Source organism: Streptomyces sp. NPDC003248 (genome assembly GCF_055563235.1).
Window position 1 is genome coordinate 786,656 of sequence record NZ_JBVHDT010000001.1, and the last position, 18,568, is coordinate 805,223.

Annotated in this window: 17 protein-coding genes and 1 tRNA gene; 11 read left to right on the forward strand and 7 right to left on the reverse strand. The window is 71.8% G+C overall.

Features of this window, described 5'->3' with window-relative positions:
• Positions 1 to 61: 61 nt before the first annotated feature.
• Positions 62 to 1,207 carry a DUF475 domain-containing protein gene (locus ACZ3KJ_RS03275; RefSeq protein WP_467524158.1) on the forward strand — a complete coding sequence of 382 codons (1,146 nt, stop codon included), beginning with the start codon at positions 62 to 64 and terminating at the stop codon, positions 1,205 to 1,207.
• A 97-nt stretch (positions 1,208 to 1,304) separates the two neighbouring features.
• Positions 1,305 to 2,039 (forward strand): TerD family protein, encoded by a 735-nt coding sequence (locus ACZ3KJ_RS03280; RefSeq protein WP_467524160.1) that lies wholly within the window; start codon positions 1,305 to 1,307, stop codon positions 2,037 to 2,039.
• 91 nt (positions 2,040 to 2,130) lie between these two features.
• On the opposite strand, the gene ACZ3KJ_RS03285 is transcribed toward ACZ3KJ_RS03280, so the two are convergent.
• The gene (locus tag ACZ3KJ_RS03285; protein WP_467524162.1) at positions 2,131 to 2,895 is read right to left on the reverse strand and encodes a TerD family protein; all 765 of its coding nucleotides are present in this window, start codon (positions 2,893 to 2,895) and stop codon (positions 2,131 to 2,133) included.
• Positions 2,896 to 3,090: 195 nt separating this feature from the next.
• Between ACZ3KJ_RS03285 and ACZ3KJ_RS03290 the strand changes: the two genes are divergently transcribed.
• The 3 genes from ACZ3KJ_RS03290 to ACZ3KJ_RS03300 are packed head-to-tail and all read left to right on the forward strand — an operon-like array spanning position 3,091 to position 7,613.
• A complete protein-coding gene (locus tag ACZ3KJ_RS03290; RefSeq protein WP_467524163.1) occupies positions 3,091 to 4,266 on the forward strand; it encodes an HpcH/HpaI aldolase/citrate lyase family protein in 1,176 nt (391 codons plus the stop codon).
• 39 nt (positions 4,267 to 4,305) lie between these two features.
• Positions 4,306 to 6,804 carry a phosphoribosyltransferase gene (locus ACZ3KJ_RS03295; protein WP_467524164.1) on the forward strand — a complete coding sequence of 833 codons (2,499 nt, stop codon included), beginning with the start codon at positions 4,306 to 4,308 and terminating at the stop codon, positions 6,802 to 6,804.
• The gene (locus tag ACZ3KJ_RS03300) at positions 6,804 to 7,613 is read left to right on the forward strand and encodes an HAD family hydrolase (RefSeq protein ID WP_467524166.1); all 810 of its coding nucleotides are present in this window, start codon (positions 6,804 to 6,806) and stop codon (positions 7,611 to 7,613) included. Before ACZ3KJ_RS03295 ends, ACZ3KJ_RS03300 begins: the two co-directional genes overlap by 1 nt.
• A gap of 33 nt (positions 7,614 to 7,646) precedes the next feature.
• Here ACZ3KJ_RS03300 and ACZ3KJ_RS03305 read toward each other — a convergent pair whose 3' ends face one another.
• The gene (locus ACZ3KJ_RS03305) at positions 7,647 to 7,877 is read right to left on the reverse strand and encodes an FmdB family zinc ribbon protein (RefSeq protein WP_467524167.1); all 231 of its coding nucleotides are present in this window, start codon (positions 7,875 to 7,877) and stop codon (positions 7,647 to 7,649) included.
• 240 nt (positions 7,878 to 8,117) lie between these two features.
• On the opposite strand from ACZ3KJ_RS03305, the gene ACZ3KJ_RS03310 reads away from it, so the two are divergent.
• The 3 genes from ACZ3KJ_RS03310 to ACZ3KJ_RS03320 all read left to right on the forward strand — a co-directional run bounded on the left by ACZ3KJ_RS03310 (position 8,118) and on the right by ACZ3KJ_RS03320 (position 13,035).
• Positions 8,118 to 10,355, forward strand: a complete 2,238-nt coding sequence (locus ACZ3KJ_RS03310; RefSeq protein ID WP_467524169.1) for a transglycosylase domain-containing protein — start codon at positions 8,118 to 8,120, stop codon at positions 10,353 to 10,355.
• 45 nt (positions 10,356 to 10,400) lie between these two features.
• On the forward strand, positions 10,401 to 11,687 hold the full coding sequence (locus tag ACZ3KJ_RS03315) for a polysaccharide deacetylase family protein (RefSeq protein ID WP_467524171.1): 1,287 nt from the start codon (positions 10,401 to 10,403) through the stop codon (positions 11,685 to 11,687).
• 151 nt (positions 11,688 to 11,838) lie between these two features.
• The gene (locus ACZ3KJ_RS03320; RefSeq protein ID WP_467524172.1) at positions 11,839 to 13,035 is read left to right on the forward strand and encodes an amidase domain-containing protein; all 1,197 of its coding nucleotides are present in this window, start codon (positions 11,839 to 11,841) and stop codon (positions 13,033 to 13,035) included.
• Positions 13,036 to 13,051: 16 nt separating this feature from the next.
• On the opposite strand, the gene ACZ3KJ_RS03325 is transcribed toward ACZ3KJ_RS03320, so the two are convergent.
• From ACZ3KJ_RS03325 to ACZ3KJ_RS03335, 3 genes are all read right to left on the reverse strand, one after another.
• Positions 13,052 to 13,603 (reverse strand): DUF4383 domain-containing protein, encoded by a 552-nt coding sequence (locus ACZ3KJ_RS03325; RefSeq protein WP_467524174.1) that lies wholly within the window; start codon positions 13,601 to 13,603, stop codon positions 13,052 to 13,054.
• A gap of 162 nt (positions 13,604 to 13,765) precedes the next feature.
• A complete protein-coding gene (locus tag ACZ3KJ_RS03330) occupies positions 13,766 to 15,148 on the reverse strand; it encodes a hypothetical protein (protein ID WP_467524176.1) in 1,383 nt (460 codons plus the stop codon).
• 74 nt (positions 15,149 to 15,222) lie between these two features.
• A complete protein-coding gene (locus ACZ3KJ_RS03335; protein ID WP_467524178.1) occupies positions 15,223 to 16,011 on the reverse strand; it encodes a DUF4097 family beta strand repeat-containing protein in 789 nt (262 codons plus the stop codon).
• Between the two features lie 182 nt (positions 16,012 to 16,193).
• Between ACZ3KJ_RS03335 and ACZ3KJ_RS03340 the strand changes: the two genes are divergently transcribed.
• A tRNA-Val gene (locus ACZ3KJ_RS03340) sits at positions 16,194 to 16,268 on the forward strand.
• Between the two features lie 85 nt (positions 16,269 to 16,353).
• Here ACZ3KJ_RS03340 and ACZ3KJ_RS03345 read toward each other — a convergent pair.
• The gene (locus tag ACZ3KJ_RS03345) at positions 16,354 to 16,698 is read right to left on the reverse strand and encodes a hypothetical protein (protein ID WP_467524180.1); all 345 of its coding nucleotides are present in this window, start codon (positions 16,696 to 16,698) and stop codon (positions 16,354 to 16,356) included.
• A gap of 106 nt (positions 16,699 to 16,804) precedes the next feature.
• On the opposite strand from ACZ3KJ_RS03345, the gene ACZ3KJ_RS03350 reads away from it, so the two are divergent.
• Positions 16,805 to 17,230, forward strand: coding sequence for a VOC family protein (locus tag ACZ3KJ_RS03350; protein WP_467524181.1), 426 nt, complete (start codon positions 16,805 to 16,807; stop codon positions 17,228 to 17,230).
• Positions 17,231 to 17,297: 67 nt separating this feature from the next.
• Positions 17,298 to 17,543 (forward strand): DUF2277 domain-containing protein, encoded by a 246-nt coding sequence (locus tag ACZ3KJ_RS03355; protein ID WP_385062147.1) that lies wholly within the window; start codon positions 17,298 to 17,300, stop codon positions 17,541 to 17,543.
• A gap of 137 nt (positions 17,544 to 17,680) precedes the next feature.
• On the opposite strand, the gene ACZ3KJ_RS03360 is transcribed toward ACZ3KJ_RS03355, so the two are convergent.
• Complete coding sequence (locus ACZ3KJ_RS03360; RefSeq protein WP_467524182.1) at positions 17,681 to 18,292, reverse strand: DedA family protein; 612 nt, start codon at positions 18,290 to 18,292, stop codon at positions 17,681 to 17,683.
• Positions 18,293 to 18,568: the final 276 nt, after the last annotated feature.

Sequence of the window (18,568 nt, forward strand, 5' to 3'; positions counted from 1 at the left end):
GCGAGGGAAAGCCTCCCCCGGGCTGCGCTTGGGGGGACCCCCAGACAGGATTGGGTAGCCAGTGGTACTGAAAACCTTCGGCTGGTCGTTCGCGGTCACCGCGCTCGGCCTCGTCGCGGCGGTCTTCTACGGGGGGTGGACCGCCTTCGGTATCGTGGCGATCCTTTCCGTCCTGGAGATCTCGCTGTCCTTCGACAATGCGGTGGTCAACGCCGGAATCCTGAAGAAGATGAACGCCTTCTGGCAGAAGATCTTCCTCACCATCGGCGTGCTCATCGCCGTGTTCGGCATGCGGCTGGTCTTCCCGGTCGTGATCGTCGCGGTCAGCGCCTCGATGGGCCCGATCGAGGCCGTCGACCTCGCCCTGACCGACAAGGACCGCTACCAGCAGCTGGTCACGGACGCCCATCCGTCGATCGCCGCGTTCGGTGGCATGTTCCTGCTGATGATCTTCCTGGACTTCATCTTCGAGGACCGCGACATCAAGTGGCTGGCCTGGCTCGAGCGGCCGCTGGCCAAGCTCGGCAAGGTCGACATGCTGTCGGTCTGCATCGCACTGATCGTCCTGCTCGTCTCCTCGATGACCTTCGCCACCCACGCCCACCAGCACGGCGGCACCCACGCCGACAAGGCCGAGACCGTCCTGATCTCCGGCATCGCCGGCCTGATCACCTACATGATCGTCGGCGGCCTCTCCGGCTACTTCGAGGACAAGCTGGAAGAGGAGGAGGAACGCGAGCACGAGGCCGAGGAAGAGGCCGAGCGCAGCGGCAAGCCCCGCTCCGCGGTCCTCCTGGCCGGCAAGGCCGCGTTCTTCATGTTCCTCTACCTCGAGGTCCTGGACGCCTCCTTCTCCTTCGACGGCGTGATCGGCGCGTTCGCCATCACCAACGACATCGTCCTGATGGCCCTCGGCCTGGGCATCGGCGCCATGTACGTCCGCTCCCTCACCGTCTACCTGGTCCGCCAGGGCACCCTCGACGACTACGTCTACCTCGAACACGGCGCCCACTACGCCATCGGCGCCCTCGCGGTGATTCTGCTGGTCACCATCCAGTACCAGATCAGCGAGATCATCACCGGCCTGGTCGGCGTCGTCCTGATCGCCTGGTCCTTCTGGTCCTCCGTGCGCCGCAACCGCGCCCTCGCGGCCGCCGGGGGCGACACCGGCTCGGACGAGAAGACCGAGGTCACTTCCGGGGTGTGATCAGCTTCCCGGTGAGGAACGCTCTGTGCGGGGCGGCCGTCGAGGACGTGTCCTCGGGCCGCCCCGCCGGTCTTCGACAGCACAACAGGGGGCGGGAATGGGCTTCTTCGACGGACTCTGGCCCGGTCGGGCAGCCGACTTCGACTCGGGCAGCGCCGCGACCAACGCGATCGAGCTGACCAAACGGCACAGCCAGGTCTCGCTCACCAAGCAGGACGCCGCCACCGGCAACCTGCGCATCAACCTGACCTGGCGCATGCGCACCTCCGACATCGGCGGCTCCCCGCGGGAGAGCCTGCTGCGCCACCCCTTCAAGGCGCTGCGCCCGCCGGAGGTCATGGGACACAGCCAGAGCATGGTCAACGTCGACCTCGACCTCGGCTGCCTGTACGAACTGGAGGACGGCACCAAGGGGGTCGTCCAGCCGCTGGGCGGATTCCTCGGCGACGTCAACGCGCCGCCGTACGTGAAGCTCACCGGCGACGACCGGTTCGGGTCCGGCTCCGGCGAGACGATGTACGTCAACCTCGACCACCGGGACGCCATCAAGCGGCTGCTGGTGTTCGTCTACATCTACGACCAGACACCGGCGTTCGACCGCACGCACGCCATCGTCACGCTGTACCCGAGCAACGGGCCGCGGATCGAGATAGGCCTGGACGAACGGCATCCGCAGGCCCGCTCGTGCGCGGTGGTGATGATCGAGAACGTCAAGGGGGAGATGGTGGTGCGGCGCGAGGTGAAGTTCGTGTACGGCTTCCAGGGGGAGCTGGACCGGCTGTACGGGTGGGGGCTCCAGTGGGGGCGCGGGTACAAAAAGGCCGACCGGTAGCCGCACCGGCACCGCTCCCGTCCCCGGGGGCCCGCGGGTCCCCCGGCCGCGCAGACCCGCGCCGTCCTCCGGGGCCCCGCCGCCCCTCGGGTCACTGGCGGCCGATGAACTGCGGCCCCTGCGGCGGCATCCGGAACTCCCGCGCCACGGCCGCCGTGGGCTGGGCGGCGTCCGGATAGCCGTAGCCGTGCGTGGGGAGGTTCGCCGGATAGCCGTAGGAGGCGGGCGGCTGCTGGGGGACGGCCGTGGTCGGCTGCTCCGGCGGGAGCGGCTGGGACGGGCGGGGCGAGGGGTCGGCGGACTGCGCCTCCTCCGACTCGTCCACCGAGATGCCGAAGTCGGTCGCCAGCCCCCTGAGGCCGTTGGAGTAGCCCTCGCCGAGGGCGCGGAACTTCCAGCCGTCCCCGCGGCGGTACAGCTCACCGCAGATCAGCGCCGTCTCCTCGCCCGTCTCCGGACGGATGTCGAAGGTCGCCAGGGGCGCGCCGTCGGCGACCGCCGCGTCGTACAGCAGGATGCCGAGGGAACGGACGCGGTCGAAGGCGACGCCGTCCGCCGACGCGACCAGGAGGATCCGGCCGACGCCGGACTCGACACCGCTCAGCTCTGTCTGGATCGTGTCGGTGAGGTCCTCGCCGGCCCGCTTCTTGCCGAGCCGCCAGACCTTCCCGGACGGGTGCCGCGGCTGGTTGTAGAAGACGAAGTCCTCGTCGGACCGTACACGGCCGTCGGGGCCGAGGAGCAGCGCCGAAGCGTCGACGTCGGGCACTCCCTGCCCGGGTGTCCAACGCAGCACGGCCCGCACCGTGGTGGCCTCCAGCGGGACGTTCGACCCCTTCAGCATCGCGTGCGTCATGCGGCCATCCTGCCTTCTCGGTTCTGCTCACGACAACGCGGGGTACATCGGGTACACGGCGGCCGGCACAGCTGTGCCGGTCCCCGTTACCTGGAGTTCATGACCAGTGGGAACCCCTGACACGGGTCTCTACGTACTATTACCGGCCACCGCTTACCGAATCCACAGTCTTACGTTGCACCACGGGGGAGATATATGCGTCATTTCGGGCACCTCGCCCCTGAGGTGCGGGAGCGCCTGTTCCACCGCGAGCCGTGCGTCTTCGACGCCGACTCCCCGGCCCGGCTGCTGGCCGCGGCGCTGGGCGCCACGCTCTACAGCCCGGCCACCCGCCCCCGGCTCGCCGAGGACGTCCTCAAGCAGGCCGGGCGCGGCGTCGTGTCGATGGTGCTGTGCCTGGAGGACTCCATCGGCGACGAGGACGTCGAGCGGGGCGAGGAGAACCTGGTCCGGCAGTTCACCGGCCTCGCCGCCCGTGACGACGTGCAGCTGCCGCTGCTCTTCATCCGGGTGCGCACGCCCGAGCAGATCCCCGACCTGGTCCGGCGCCTCGGACCGGCCGTGCGGCTGCTGAGCGGCTTCGTGTTCCCGAAGTTCACCGAGGAGCGCGGCATCCCCTTCCTGGAGGCGCTGACCGGGGCCGAGACGTCGAGCGGACGCCGGCTGTTCGGCATGCCCGTGCTGGAGACCCCGGAACTGATGTACCGGGAGACGCGGGTGGACGCCCTGGAGGGCATCGCGCGCGCCGTCGACAAGTACCGCAGCCGGGTCCTCGCGCTGCGCCTCGGCGTGACCGACTTCTGCTCCACGTACGGCCTGCGCCGGGCCCCCGACATGACCGCCTACGACGTGCAGATCGTCGCCTCCGTGATCGCGGACGTGGTCAACATGCTCGGGCGGGCCGACGGCAGCGGGTTCACGGTGACCGGGCCCGTGTGGGAGTACTTCCGGGTCCCCGAGCGGATGTTCAAGCCGATGCTGCGGCACAGCCCCTTCCTGGAGGGACAGGCCGTGGAGCTGCGTGAGAAGCTGATCGCGCACGCGATGGACGGGCTGCTGCGCGAGATCTCCCTCGACCACGCCAACGGCCTGCTCGGCAAGACCTGCATCCACCCCTCGCACGTACCGGCGGTGCACGCGCTGTCCGTCGTCAGCCACGAGGAGTACAGCGACGCGGCGGACATCCTGCGACCGGAGCGGGGCGGCGGGGGAGTGCTGAGGTCGGCGTACACGAACAAGATGAACGAGGTGAAGCCGCACCGGGCCTGGGCCGAGCGGACCATGCTGCGGGCGGAGGTCTTCGGCGTCGCCCACGAGGACGTCAGCTTCGTCGACCTGCTCGCCGCGGGCATCCCGGCCGAACCCGCCTGACGCCCCGCCCCACGCCATCGCCTCACGACATAGGGACGCATGAACAACGCAATGAACAACGGGGTCTGGTCCGGGAACTGGGTCGCCGACCGGCTCGGCATCCGGCTCACGGGCGACGAGGAGCTGACCGGGCTGCTGGGGCTGGCGCTGCGCCGCAACCCCCGGCGGGCGCACCTGCTCGTCTCCAACGTGCTGGGCAAGCACGTCCCGCAGTCGCCGTCCGTGGTGTACGGCCACGGCGTCGCCCTGGGCCGCCGGGTGCGCGACCTGCTGGGCGAGGAGGCCGACCGGGCGGTCGTCCTCGGGTACGCGGAGACCGCCACCGGCCTCGGCCACTCCGTCGCCGACGGCCTCGGCACGGCCCCCTGCCTGCACTCCACCCGCCGCCCGGTGCCCGGGGTCGCCCGGGCCGGCGGCTTCGAGGAGTCCCACTCGCACGCCACGTCCCACCTGCTCCTGCCGGAGGACCCGGCGCTGCTGGTGGGCGACGGCCCGCTGGTCCTGGTCGACGACGAGTTCTCCACCGGCAACACCGTCCTGAACACCATCCGCGACCTGCACGAGCGCTACCCGCGGCGGCGGTACGTCGTCGTCGCCCTGGTCGACATGCGCTCCCCGGCCGACGCGGACCGGCTGCGGGAGTTCGCCCGTGAGATCGGCGCCCGGGTGGACCTGGTGGCGGCCGCCTCCGGCACGGTGACCCTCCCCGACGGCGTCCTGCGCAAGGGGCAGGAACTGGTCGCCCGGCACGAGAGCCCGGCGGACGCGGACGCGGACGCCGAGCCGTACGGCCGGTGCGTCCGGGTCGACCTCGGCTGGCCGCGCGGACTGCCCGACGGCGGCCGCCACGGCTTCACCCCCGCGCACCGGACCCGGCTGGAGGCCGCGCTGCCCGCGATGGCCGCCCGGCTCGCGCGGGCGCTGCCCGACGGCGCCCGGCGGGTGCTGGTGCTGGGCTTCGAGGAGCTGATGTACGCGCCGTTGCGCCTGGCACGGGAACTGGAACGGGCCGTGGCCGCCGAGGTGCGCTACTCCACGACCACCCGCTCCCCCGTGCTCGCGGTGGACGACCCCGGGTACGCGATCCGCAGCCGCATCGTCTTCCCCGCGCACGACGACCCGGCCGACGGCCCCGGCGAGCGCTACGCCTACAACGTCGCCGGCGGCGGTTTCGACGCCGTCGTCGCCGTCGTCGACTCCGTCGCCGACACCCCGCAGCTGCACGCCCCCGGGGGCCTGCTGTCCCGGCTCGCCGCCCACACCCCGCACGTCGTCCTCGCCGTCGTCCCCTCGTACGTCCCCGAGCCGCTGTACGCCGACGCCCTGCCTGGAGAAGGAACCGCCATGCTGCCCGAGCCCCTCCGTGGTCCCGCCTTCTCCTCGTACGCGCCGGACGAGGTCGGCTGGCTGCTCCAGGACCTCTCCGCGGTGACGCTGGAGGCGCCGACCGAGGAGCGCGAGGAGGCCATCCAGAGCGGCGGCGCGCACTACGCGGAGTCGCTGCCGGTGGAGTACCAGCCCAGCGAGCAGTACCAGGAGCTGTTCCACGCGGCCCTCGAGACGTCCGCGGCGCGGATCGCGCAGGCGGTCGGCGTGGTCACCGAGACCGTGATCGCGGAGCTCCCCCGCTCCCGGCCCCCGGCCGACGGGGAGACCGCCGTGCCCCGCCCGGTCCTCGTCTCCCTCGCCCGCGCCGGCACCCCGGTCGGCGTGCTGATGCGCCGCTGGGCCCGCCACCGCCACGGACTCGACCTGCCGCACTACGCGGTCTCCATCGTGCGCGGCCGCGGCATCGACGCCAACGCGCTGCGCTGGCTGGCCGCCCACCACGACCCGCGGGACGTGGTCTTCGTCGACGGCTGGACCGGCAAGGGCGCGATCACCCGCGAACTGGCCGCCGCGATCGAGGAGTTCGAGGCCGCGGGCGGCGCGGCCGGCTTCAGCCCGGAGATCGCGGTGCTGGCCGACCCGGGATCCTGCGTGCGCACGTACGGCACCCGCGACGACTTCCTCATCCCCTCCGCCTGCCTCAACTCCACGGTCTCGGGCCTGATATCGCGGACCGTGCTGCGGGCCGACCTGGTCGGGCCGGACGACTTCCACGGCGCGAAGTTCTACCGCGAGCTGCTCGGCGCGGACGTCTCGAACGCCTTCCTGGACGCGGTCTCCGCCCGGTTCCCCGAGGTCGGGGACGCGGTGGACGTCGCGGTGAAGGAGCTCCTCGCGAGTGACCGCACGCCGACCTGGGAAGGCTGGGCGGCAGTGGAGCGCATCAGCGAGGAGTACGGCATCCATGACGTGAACCTCGTCAAGCCCGGCGTCGGCGAGACCACCCGGGTGCTGCTGCGCCGGGTGCCGTGGAAGATCCTGGCGCGGGCCGGGGCGGGCGCCGATCTGGACCACGTCCGGCTGCTGGCCGGGCAGAGAGGGGTACCGGTGGAGGAGGTCGGGGAGCTGCCGTACACCTGTGTGGGGCTGATCCACCCGCGGTACACGCGGGGTGCGACGGGCGCCGACGGCAAGGCGGTGGCGGTCTGATGCCGGTCCTGGTGGCGAGCGATCTCGACCGGACGCTCATCTACTCCGCGGCGGCCCTCGCGCTGACCATGCCCGACGCGCGGGCCCCCCGGCTGCTGTGCGTGGAGGTGCACGAGAGCCGGCCGCTGTCGTACCTGACGGAGACGGCGGCGGGGCTGCTCACCGAGCTGGGGGACGCGGCGGTGTTCGTGCCGACGACCACCCGGACGCGCAAGCAGTACCAGCGGATCAACCTGCCGGGTCCCGCGCCGAAGTACGCGATCTGCGCGAACGGCGGCCATCTGCTGGTCGACGGCGTGTCCGACCACGACTGGCACACGGCCGTGACCGCGCGGCTGGCCGACGAGTGCGCGCCGCTCGCGGAGGTGCAGGCGCACCTCGCGGTCCGCTCCGACCCGCTCTGGCTGCGCAAGCAGCGCATCGCCGAGGACCTGTTCGCCTACCTCGTGGTGGAGCGCGAGCTGCTGCCCGAGGAGTGGGTGAAGGAGCTGGCGGTCTGGGCGGAGAACCGCGGCTGGACGGTCTCCGTGCAGGGCCGCAAGCTCTACGCCGTGCCGAAGCCGCTGACCAAGAGCGCGGCCGTGCGCGAGGTGGCCCGCCGCACGGGCGCCGACCTCACGCTCACGGCGGGCGACTCGCTCCTCGACGCCGACCTGCTGCTGGCGGGCGACCGGGGGTGGCGCCCGGGCCACGGCGAGCTCGCCGACGCGGCCTGGACGGCACCCCGGATCACGGCACTGCCCGAGCGGGGCGTCCTGGCGGGCGAGCGCATCCTGCGGGAGTTCCTGAGGGAGGCCCGCGAGAGGTAGCCCCCGGCCCGGCACCGGCCGGGGGCCGTGCCGTCAGCCGCAGCAGCCCCCGCCGCAGCAGCCGCCTCCGCCCCCGCCTCCGCCGCCCGGCGTGGGGGCGGGGGCGGAGGCGGAGGCGGTGCCGCCCACGGCTACCGTGGACAGCAGTTTGACCGTGTCGCCGTGACCGGCGGGGCAGTCGGCGGGGGCGGAGGACTCGGCCATGGGACGGCTCAGTTCGAAGGTGTCGCCGCAGGTCCGGCAGCGGTACTCGTAGCGAGGCATGCTCACAGGCTAATCCGCCTTTGCGACGATGTGGGCCCATCCGTTTCGATGGTGTTCGCTTCTGTCGATTTCTTATGTGGAGAGTTTGCGAAGAGCGCTGGTAATTTGAGAGCGCCGCGAGAACCGCGAGGTCGGGGGGATTCAGGGTTTGCAGCCGCGTCAACGGCAACCATGTCGGACCCTCGTTCGTCTGTACGTCTGCCTACGCGAGCAACACGTCAGTGCGGAGGGAGACACATCGTGACCCAGGCGGGGCAGGGGGAGGAGCCCCATGAGCCGGACGCCACCATGCAGTTGAAGGTTCCGACGCCTTTCAAGGCGGACGAGACCATGCAACTGCGCGTACCGGAACAGGGCATACCCGACATAGAGGACGTAGCCGACTCGTCGGGCGGGTCGGGCACGACGGGCAGAGCCCGTACGACGGGGAGCCGCCGCAAGGCGCCGAAGCCTTCCCTCCGCACCCGCTTCGCACCCCTGTTCGCCCGGCTGGCCCCCCTGACCGCGGTCCTCGCCCCCCTGGTCGCACGTGTCACGCCGTACGTCCGCCGTATGCGGCCGCAGTACCCGCGGCCGGGCCGCACCGGCTGGCGCCGCTGGCTCCCCTCCTGGCGGCAGTGGCTGGGCGGCGCGCTGGCCTCCATAGGCCTCAGCAGCCTCTTCCTGGTCGTCGCCTACGCGGCCACCGACATCCCCGACGACCTCAACACGTACGCCACCCAGCAGGACAACGTGTACTTCTGGGCCGACGGGACGCCCATGGCCCGTACCGGCTGGGTGCAGCGGCAGGCGATGCCGCTGGAGGACATCCCCGAGGACGTCCGCTGGGCGGTCCTCGCCGCCGAGAACGAGAGCTTCTACAGCGACCCCGGCATCTCCTTCAAGGGCATCAGCCGCGCCCTGTTCCGCACCATCGGCCAGGGCGACACCCAGGGCGGCTCCACGATCACCCAGCAGTACGTCAAGAACGTCTACCTGAACCAGGACCAGACGGTCAGCCGCAAGTTCACCGAGGCGATGATCGCCCTCAAGCTCGACAACCAGATGAGCAAGGACGAGATCCTCGAGGGCTACCTCAACACCAGCTGGTTCGGCCGCGGCACCTACGGCATCCAGCGCGCCGCCCAGGCCTACTACGGCAAGGACGTCAGCAAGCTCAACGCCAGCGAGGCCGCCTTCCTCGCGTCCCTCCTGAAGGGCGCCGGCCTGTACGACCCGACCCTGAGCAGCGCCAACCGCGCCCGGGCCGTCGAACGCTGGTCCTGGACCCTGGACCGCATGGTCGTCATCGGCAAGCTGTCCGCGGCCGAGCGGGCCACCTACAAGAAGTTCCCGGAGCCGCTCAAGAGCAACCCGCTGTACGACACCGGTGAGCAGAGCGACTACCTGGTCGAGCTGGCCTCGCAGTACGCCAAGAAAACCGCGAAGATCTCCGACAAGGACTTCGACCTCGGCGGCTACCAGATCTACACGACCTTCGACAAGGACCTGGAGACCGAGCTCACCGACGCCGTCACCAAGGCCCGCAAGAAGGCGCTGAAGGACGACCCGAAGACCGCGAAGACCGCGCACTACGGTGCCGCGTCGGTGGCCGACGACGGCCGGATCCTCGCCGTGTACGGCGGCCCCGACCACCGTACGCAGGGCTACAACGAGTCCAACGCCACCACCGTGCCCGCCGGTACCGCGTTCCTGCCGTTCGTGTACGCGGCGGGACTGGAGCACGGCGTCCAGAAGAGCCGCGACGGGGAGGCGACCCCGATCACCGGGGAGTCCGTCTACAACGGTGACGACGACGTGCCCGTGACCACACCGGAAGGGCCGTACTGGGACCGCAGCGGCCGCAAGGTGTCCGCCAGCAACGACGGCGACAAGTCCTACGGGGACATCACGCTGCACCAGGCCCTGGCGCTGTCGGTGAACACCCCGTTCATGCAGCTCGGCATGGACGTCGGCCTGGAGAAGGTGCGCGCCACCGCCGAGGCGTCCGGACTGCTGTCCTCCAGCATCGGCGCGCAGGTCCCCGCCCTGTCCATGGGCAGCTCCACGCCCAGCGCCATCCGCATGGCCAGTGGCTACTCCACCTTCGCCGCGGCCGGCAAGCACACCGAGCCCTACTCGGTGCGGCAGATCACCCACAACGGCACCAAGGTCCGGCTGGACCTGCCCGACCCGACCCGGGCGGTCGGCGCCGACGTGGCCGAAGAGGTCACCAGCGCGCTCACGGACTCCTTCCGCACCGCCCACCCCGACGCCGCGTCGGCCGGAGCTGAGGTGGCGGGCAAGGCCGGGACCACGGAGAAGGACACGGCTGCCTGGTACGTGGGCACCGCCTCGTCCGTCTCCACGGCCGTCGTCGTCTACCGCATCGATCTGGCCGAGAGCCTCGAACCACTGCCGCTGAAGGGCATCGCGGGCACCGGCGACGACAGCGTCCCCTACGACATCTGGTCCGGTGCCATGAACCCGCTCGGCTGACCACCGAGCGGGCCACCTCCCCAACCGCCTGGAGAATGAGCCGCAATGAAGCCACCGTCGGGCCGCCGCCGCAAGGCCCGGGCAACGCGCCGCAGCCGCAGCACCGCCTTCCACCCGGGGTTCCTGACCCTGGCGGCGTTCCTCGTCGTCGCCTCGCTGACGGCGGGCTACCTGGTGCTCAACCGCACGGACAACACCACGCCGACCGCGTCCTCGGGGGACGACAGGACGACCTCGGCGGCGTCCGGGGAGCCGGAATGGGACGGCAAGACCGAAGTCCTGGGGGACGGCTCCACCTCGTACACCGGCCCGCAGGACGGCCAGCTGAAGGCCGAACCGCTCAAGCCCGGTGAGAAACCGCCCCAGTTCGTCGTCTTCTCCTGGGACGGCGCGCTCGCCGGCGACGACGGGCTGTTCACCCACTACCGGGAGATGGCGAAGAAGTACGACGCCCACATGACGTTCTTCCTCACCGGCATCTACCTGCTGCCCAAGAGCAAGGCCGACCTCTACAGCCCGCCCCAGCACCCCAAGGGCTCCGCGGCGATCAGCTTCCCCACCGACGAACACATCCGCACCACGCTCGAGGACCTCGCCAAGGCGTGGGAGGAGGGCAACGAGATCGGCACCCACTTCAACGGTCACTTCTGCGGGGAGGAGGGCGGCGGCGACTGGAGCGTCGAGGAGTGGAAGAGCGAGATCGACCAGTTCTACTCCTTCGTCGAGAACTGGAAGACCAACACCGGCTACACCGACATGGACCCGCTGCCCTTCGACTTCGAGAAGGAGGTCACCGGTGGCCGCGCCCCCTGCCTGGAGGGCCAGGCGAACCTGCTGAAGGCCGCCAAGAGCTACGGCTGGCGCTACGACGCCAGTTCCGCCGGCGACTTCCAGATCTGGCCGACGAAGAAGAACGGCATCTGGGACTTCCCGCTCCAGATGCTGCCGTACGAGAACGGCGACTACCAGGGCCTGTCCATGGACTTCAACTTCCTCTACAACCAGTCCGAGGGCGAGACCGAGGGCGACCCGGACATGTACGCGCAGTGGCAGCAGGAGACCACCGACACCTACATGGCCGGCTTCGACCGCGTCTACTACGGCAGCCGGGCCCCGCTGTTCATCGGCAACCACTTCGAGCAGTGGAACGGCGGCATCTACATGAACGCCGTCGACGAGGTCATCAAGAACGTGTGCACCAAGAAGGACGTCAAGTGCGTCTCCTTCAAGGAGCTGGCGGACTGGATGGACGTGCAGACGCCCGAGACGCTGGAGCGGCTGCGCACCCTGGACCCGGCGCAGTCGCCGGACTGGTCGACCGTCGTGCAGTGACCGCCGGGCGGGGGCCGCGGGCCGGGGAGTAGTGACGTTCCAGTAACGTCCTCCGGTCCGCGGGCACATCCCTCTTCACAGCGGCCACAGGCACCGTGCAAAGATGCCCTCTCCCCGGCATCCCTCCGCCGGGGCAAGAGGGGAAACATCAGTGAAGTCAAGGAAACTGAGCCGTACGCGGCGGCGTGCCGCGATACTCGGGGCGGCGGCGACCTCGGTCGTCGCCGGGGTGGCGCTGCTGCCCAACTGGAGCGCGGGCGCCTCCGTCGTCGACGACCCGACGGTGGATGCCAAGACCAAGGCCACCTTCCAGCGGCTGGCGGACGCGGTCTTCACCGACCGCACCGACGCCCTGGTCGCGGGCGGGCAGGGAAACCGGGAGAAGCCGCTGACCGACGGCTTCTCCGGTGACGTACGCATGTCCTCGGGCCAGGCCCGCAAGGAGGACGCCGCCCTGTCCTCGCTGGACCGGCGCAAGGAACGGCTCGCCAAGCTCGGCGAGAAGTACAGCAAGGGCAGCACCACCGTCACCCTGGACGCCACGAGCGTGAAGGGCCGCAAGGCCAAGGTCGCGGTCACCGAGACCACGACGCTCACCTACCAGAAGGTCCGCGGCGACGAGCCGAACACCACCGGCTTCCAGGCCCACCACGAGCTGACGTTCACCGCCGACCGCAACGGCGACTGGCAGCTGACCGCCGTCCGCGACACCGACGAGGGCTACCTCGCGGTGAACCAGCCGGCCGAGCCGACCGTCGAGCCCATGACCGCGGCGACGCCGACGGCGACGACGGCCGCGACCACCACGCCGTCGGCGCCCAAGGCGTCGACCACGTACCCGGCCCCGGCCGACGCGAAGAACTTCACCGCGAGCGGCCTGGACTACCAGGCGATGGCGGCGTACGCGAAGCAGTACTGGTCGAGCTACAACACCGCCTACCCGGACTTCAACGGGGCGGGCGCCGGCGGCGACTGCACCAACTTCGTCAGCCAGGCCCTGAAGGCCGGCGGCTGGAAGCACGTCCCGGGCTACGTGTACGACTACACCAAGTGGTTCGGCAACGCCGACATCCAGTCGGACTCGTTCGTCGGCGTCAACGAGTGGTCCTGGTTCGCCCAGAACTCGAAGCGGACGACCAGCCTCGCCAACGTCTACCAGCTGGACGTCGGCGACGTGCTCCAGGTCGACTTCGACAAGGACGGCTCCAAGGACCACACCATGATCGTCACGTCCCGCAGCCAGGGCGTGCCGTACGTGACGTACCACTCCACCAACACCTACAGCAGGTCGGTGGCGAGCATCATCGCGTCGTACCCCACGGCCGCGTACTACGCCTACCGCACCTGATCGGGCCCGTACCCGATCAGGCGGGGAACTCCTTCCGCCGCTCCTGGTGAACGTCCCGCCGCTCCGCGAACTCGGGGTGGCGGGCCCGCCAGTACGGGTTGTCGTGCGGCAGGGCCGATCCGACCCTGCCGTACATCCCGAACACCAGCAGCAGGATGCCGATCACGAAACTGAGCATGCAGTTCTGGATCTCGAAGGCCAGGAAGTTGTACGGCGTCTCCAGCAGCGCCATGTTCAGGAAGCCGCTGAGGATGAACAGGATGCCGAGCACCATGTTCAGCGTCGACGCGAAGTTCCCGCCGATCACCATGCCCACGAGCAGCAGCAGCCCGACGGCGACCGACAGCCAGCTGAGCGCGCCGTTGGTGTTCAGGCCCCAGACGGTGTCACCGCCCGTGTCGAAGAAGCCGATCCGGTCCAGGATGCCGAAGACGCCGAAGACGAGCAGTCCGAGGCCCATGACGCCGGCGCCGATCCGGTAGACCCGGTTCAGGCGGTGGTCGACCGGTAGGTGCTCGTCGAAGTTGATCCGCTTCCGCTGCCTGCCGTGCACTGCGTGGGTGGCCATCGTCGCCTCCCTGAGGGTGTGAGGTGCCCACGGCGGCCGTGCGCGCCCGTACGGACGCGGCCCGGCCGTCCTTCCCAATATCCGCCCGGCGTGCTCCGGCGGCAACGGCAGCGCCGCCGTGACGGCGGTGACGGCAGTGACGGCTACGGCAGCTACGACGGCTCAGTGGCCGGCCGCCGCCCCCCGCTCCTCACGGATGCGGGCCACCACACCGGCCACCGTGTGCCGCACGGCCTCCGTCTCCGTGAGGAAGTGCCAGTAGTCGGGGTGGCGTCCCTCCAGCGTGGCCGCCGCCCGCTCCAGGCGCGCCACGGACTCGTCCAGCGGACGCGCGTCGCGCGGGTCGGGGGTGGTGCGCCCCGCCATCGCCAGCCGCTGCGCGTCCCGGATCGCGAACCGGGTCCGCTCGATCTCCTGCCGAGGGTCCTTCTGCACGGCGTTCAGCCGGGTCAGCCGGTCCCCGGCGGCCGACACCGCCTCGTCGGTGGAGTTCAGCAGCGCCCGCGCGGTCGACAGCAGCGCGGTGGCGTCCGCCCAGCGCTGCGCGTCCCGCGCGTCCCGTGCCTCGGCCAGCTTCGCCTCGGCCTGCCGTATGTGCTCCGCGGCCTGGTCGGGGACGCGCTGGAGGTCCTGCCAGCAGGCCGCGGTGAAGCGCCGGCGCAGCTCGCTGAGCACCGGTTCGACCTGCCCGGCGCGGGTCGTCAGCGCCTGCGCCCGGGTGCGCAGCGACACCAGCCGGTGGTCGATCTCCGCGGCCCGCTCCGGCAGCCGCCCGGCCTCCGTGCGGACCGCCTCGGCCTCCCGGGAGACCCGCTCGGCCCGCTCCAGCGTCTGCGGCACGCCGTGCTGCCCGGCGCCCTGGTTCAGCTTGGTCAGTTCGGGCGCGAGCGCCGCGAGCCGGGCCGCGAGGTCGTCGGCCCTCAGCCCGGTTCCCCGGGCGGCGTCCAGCGCGTTCGACGCGGCCAGCAGCGCCTGCCGGGCCCGCTCCACGGCGGGCGCCAGCCGGGCCAGTTGCGTCTCGGCCTTGCCCAGCAGCGGACCGAGCCCCTCGGCGAACCGGTCCAGCTCCCGCTTCACGCGCTCCAGTTCGTCCTTGGCCCGGATCAGCTCGGCGCGCGCCCGGGTGGCGGCCGACGCCTCCAGATCGTCGCGGTCGAGGTCATGGGCGTCGACGGCCTGGATGTACTGGTGGCTCACCTCGTCGATGCGCCGGCCGATGCCCTCGAAGTCGGCGACCGCGCGCCGGGCGGCCGGCGAGTCGTCGACCGCCGTGATCGTCTCGATCGAGATCCGCAGGTCCCGCTGGGCCGTGTCCAGTTCGTAGAACGCGGCCGCCGCCGCGTCCTTGGCGGCCTGCGCCTCCGCCCGCTGGCTCTCCGCCCGGCCGCCGAACCAGCGCCGGGTGCCGCCGCCGGCGAACGCGGCGGGCAGCGCGAGGGCGGCGACGAGCGGCACGGCGGCCAGCAGGGTCAGGGTGTCCCCGAGCACGCGCAGGCGTGCGCGCGGCACCGACGGCGAGTACGGCTGTGCTGGTGTCGCCGTCACATCCCTCTCCCGTGCTGTCATCGGCCCTGCCCGGTGTCATTGTCCCACCGGTAAGGGACGAACACACGGGCCGGTCAGTTCGCGTTCCGCACCGTGACGTTGCCGTCCTGCGTCCGCGCGGAGACCACGTGCGCGCTGGAGGCCTCCCGGGGCACGGAGACGTCCACCGCGCCGTCGTCGGTCTCCGCCGTGACGCGGTAGGTCGCCCGGGGCAGCGCGATCGTCACCGGCCCGTCGTCGGAGGCCGTCTCCACCCGGTCCGGTACGACGCCGAGGTCGAGGCGGACCGAGCCGTCCTGGGTGCGGGCGCTCACCTGCCGGGAGGAGACCTCGGCCCGCACCGCACCGTCGTCGCTGCGCAGGTCCAGCGGGCCGCTGGAGTCGGTGACCCGCACCGCGCCGTCGGCCGTGCGGATGCTCAGGGCGTCCCGGAAGCCCGACGCGCGGACGCTGCCGTCGTCCTCCTCCACCATGACGGCGACCCCCCGGGGCACCTCGACCCGGTGCTCGGCCGCGCAGTCGGCGATCACACCGGAGCAGCGCACCCGCAGCACCAGCCGGTCGTCCTTCATCGACCAGGACACCTCCGGGCCGTCGCCGATCGCGACCGACCCGTCGAACCACCGGGTGACCCGGACCGTGCCCGCCGGGTGCGCGTCCGAGGCGACGATCTCCAGCGCCGAGTCGTCGGAGTCGACGGTGAGGGTGTCGCCCCGCAGTGCGAAGGACCGGTGGTCGGGGTGCTCGTCGTCGCCGGCGGAGGCGCAGGCGGTCGCGGTCGCGGCGAGCGCCACGACGACAGCGGTGACCAGGGCGGCGCGTGCCCCGCGCGCCGCGCGTGCCGGGGCGGTGGTACGGATCATGGTGGTTCCCCCTGGACGGACCGCTCGGCCCGCGTCGACGCCGCTGTTCCTGACGCCTTCGACGGTAGGCAGCGGCCGTCCGGCGCACGATCCGGTGCGCTCCCGTATCCGGGGTGGGGACAACCCCCCGATACGGGTTTGCGGGACAGTGCCCCGGGCAAGGTAGGCTGTCGACTCGTTCTGGGTGCGTAGCTCAGGGGTAGAGCGCCTGCCTTACAAGCAGGATGTCGGCGGTTCGAAACCGTCCGCGCCCACCAGATGACGCGCGAGGGCCTCCGGGAAGTCCCGGGGGCCCTTTCGCGTGTCCCGTCAGCCCTCCTCCGTCCCGCCCCGCAGGCCTCTTCAGCCCTCCTCGCCGGACGGGCTCTCGTGGGCGTGCTTGAGCCGCATACGGGCCGCCACCCGGTCGCCCGCGGCGACCTCCGCCCAGAAGCGGTGGCCGCTCACGAACACCGCGAGTTCGTGCTCGCGCTGCCGGAGCTTCTCCACCTCGGCCTGCTCGTCGGCCGTCCAGCCCGGTGAGGCGGGCCGTTCCACCTTGCGCCAGCCGCCGTCGTCACTGAAGCCGTCCAACGGCTCGACCGACCAGGGCAGCCGCTTCAGCAGGGCCGACAGCTCGGCCCGGACCTGATGCAGCTCCTCCTGACCGGCGCGCAGGTCGCTGGGAAAGTCGTAGGTCGTAGCCACTCGGCAATGGTACGCCTGTTCGAATTTGGGTCGCGACTCGCTTCGGCGGGTTCATGTGTTCGGGTGGGCGGTCTCCGTCGGCCGGGTCGCGCGGCACAGTGGAGGTATGAACGCGGACGAAGAGAACATCCTCGCCCGGGGGAGAGTGGCGACCAGGCTCCCGGCGCGGGACCTGGACCGGGCGCGGCGCTTCTACGCCGAGCGGCTCGGTCTGGAGCCCGTCGACGAACGGCCCGGCGGACTGCTGTACCGGTGCGGGGGCACGGAGTTCGCCCTGTTCACGTCGGCGGGGACCTCGCCCGGGACCTTCACGCAGATGGGGTGGGAGGTCGACGACCTCGACACCGCCGTGTCGGAACTCAGGCGGCGCGGTGTGACGTTCGAGGAGGTCGACGTGCCCGGCCTCCGGACGGAGGACGGCATCGCCGCGATCGACGGCCACTACCCGAGCAAGGGCGCGCGCGGGGAGCGCGCCGCCTGGTTCCGTGACAGCGAGGGGAACCTGCTGGGCATCGGCGAGCCGGTCCGCTGAGCGGGACCCGGGCTCGCCGCGGCGACGACCGCTGGGCCGGCGTGGGGGCAGGGGTGAGACTGGAGGCATGTGCCGGAGCATCAAGACACTGCGCCCGCCCGCGCTGGCCGAGGAGGCCACGGAGGACGAGATCAGGGCCGCGGCCCTCCAGTACGTGCGGAAGGTGTCCGGCTTCCGGGCGCCCGCCGCGCACAACCGGGAGGTGTTCGACAAGGCGGTGGAGGCGATCGCGGGGGCCACGGCCGAGCTGCTGGGCGGACTGGAGGTCCGGGGCGCGCCCGCGGGGCGCGGGTCCGTGGCGCCGGGCGCGTGAGTCCGGGCGGCCGGGCCGGCGTCCCGTGGGGGCCCGGCACGGCTCGGCCGGGGCCGGTGCGCGGCTCCGGGGCGGTGGCGCGCCCGCTGCTGATCACCCGCTGCCGGCCGGCCGCCCGTGACCGGCCGGACGGGGTCTCAGGCGGGCTGCCGCCGCATCAGGTACGCCGCGCCCGCGCCCGCGGCGAACAGGGCGAGCAGGGAGACGCCCGTGGCCAGCCAGGTCGTGCCCAGCCAGTGCGCGCCGAAGTAGCCGAGGGCGGCGCTGTACGCGGCCCAGGAGAGGCCGGCCAGGGCGGACCAGGGCAGGAAGTCGCGGGCGCGGCGTTGGGCGGCGCCCGCGATGAGCGAGACGACCGAGCGGCCGGCCGGGGCGAAGCGGGCGAGGACGACCAGCGCGCCGCCGCCCCGGGACAGGGCCCCGCCGAGACGTTCCTGCGCGGTCGTGAGCCGCCGGGAGCGGGAGATCGCGCGGTCCAGGCGGGCGCCGCCGCGCCGGGCCAGGCGGTAGGCGGCCAGGTCGCCCAGGACCGAGGCGGTCGCCGCGCACAGGATCAGCGCCAGGACGTCCGGGACCTCGTGCGCGACCAGTCCGGTCGCCGCCCCCGAGCCCGCGGCCGCCGCCGTCGCCGCCGTGATGACCAGCACCCCGCTCGGCAGCACCGGCAGGAACACGTCGAGGAGGACCGACAGGGCCACCAGCGCGTAGATCCATGGGGCGCCGACCAACGCCCCCACACTTTCGAACACCGCTGACTCCCCGTGTCTCCCCCGTACGGTCCGACCGTGCCGCGATGTCGCGGGGGAGCGGCAGGTGCGGCCGATGACAGCCATACAGCGTACGCCGCGGGTGTGACAGACGTTTCACCGGGGGCTCGTGTGTTCGGCACAGCTCGTTCACCCGGTCGATCGCGGGGCGGGCTGTTCGAGCGGGGCGGGGCGCTCCGGAAGCCGTTCAAGCCGTTCCGCCTCCGGGCGGAGCGCCCCCCGTGGCCGGCGGAGGGCGCCCGCTCGTGCGCCGTGGCG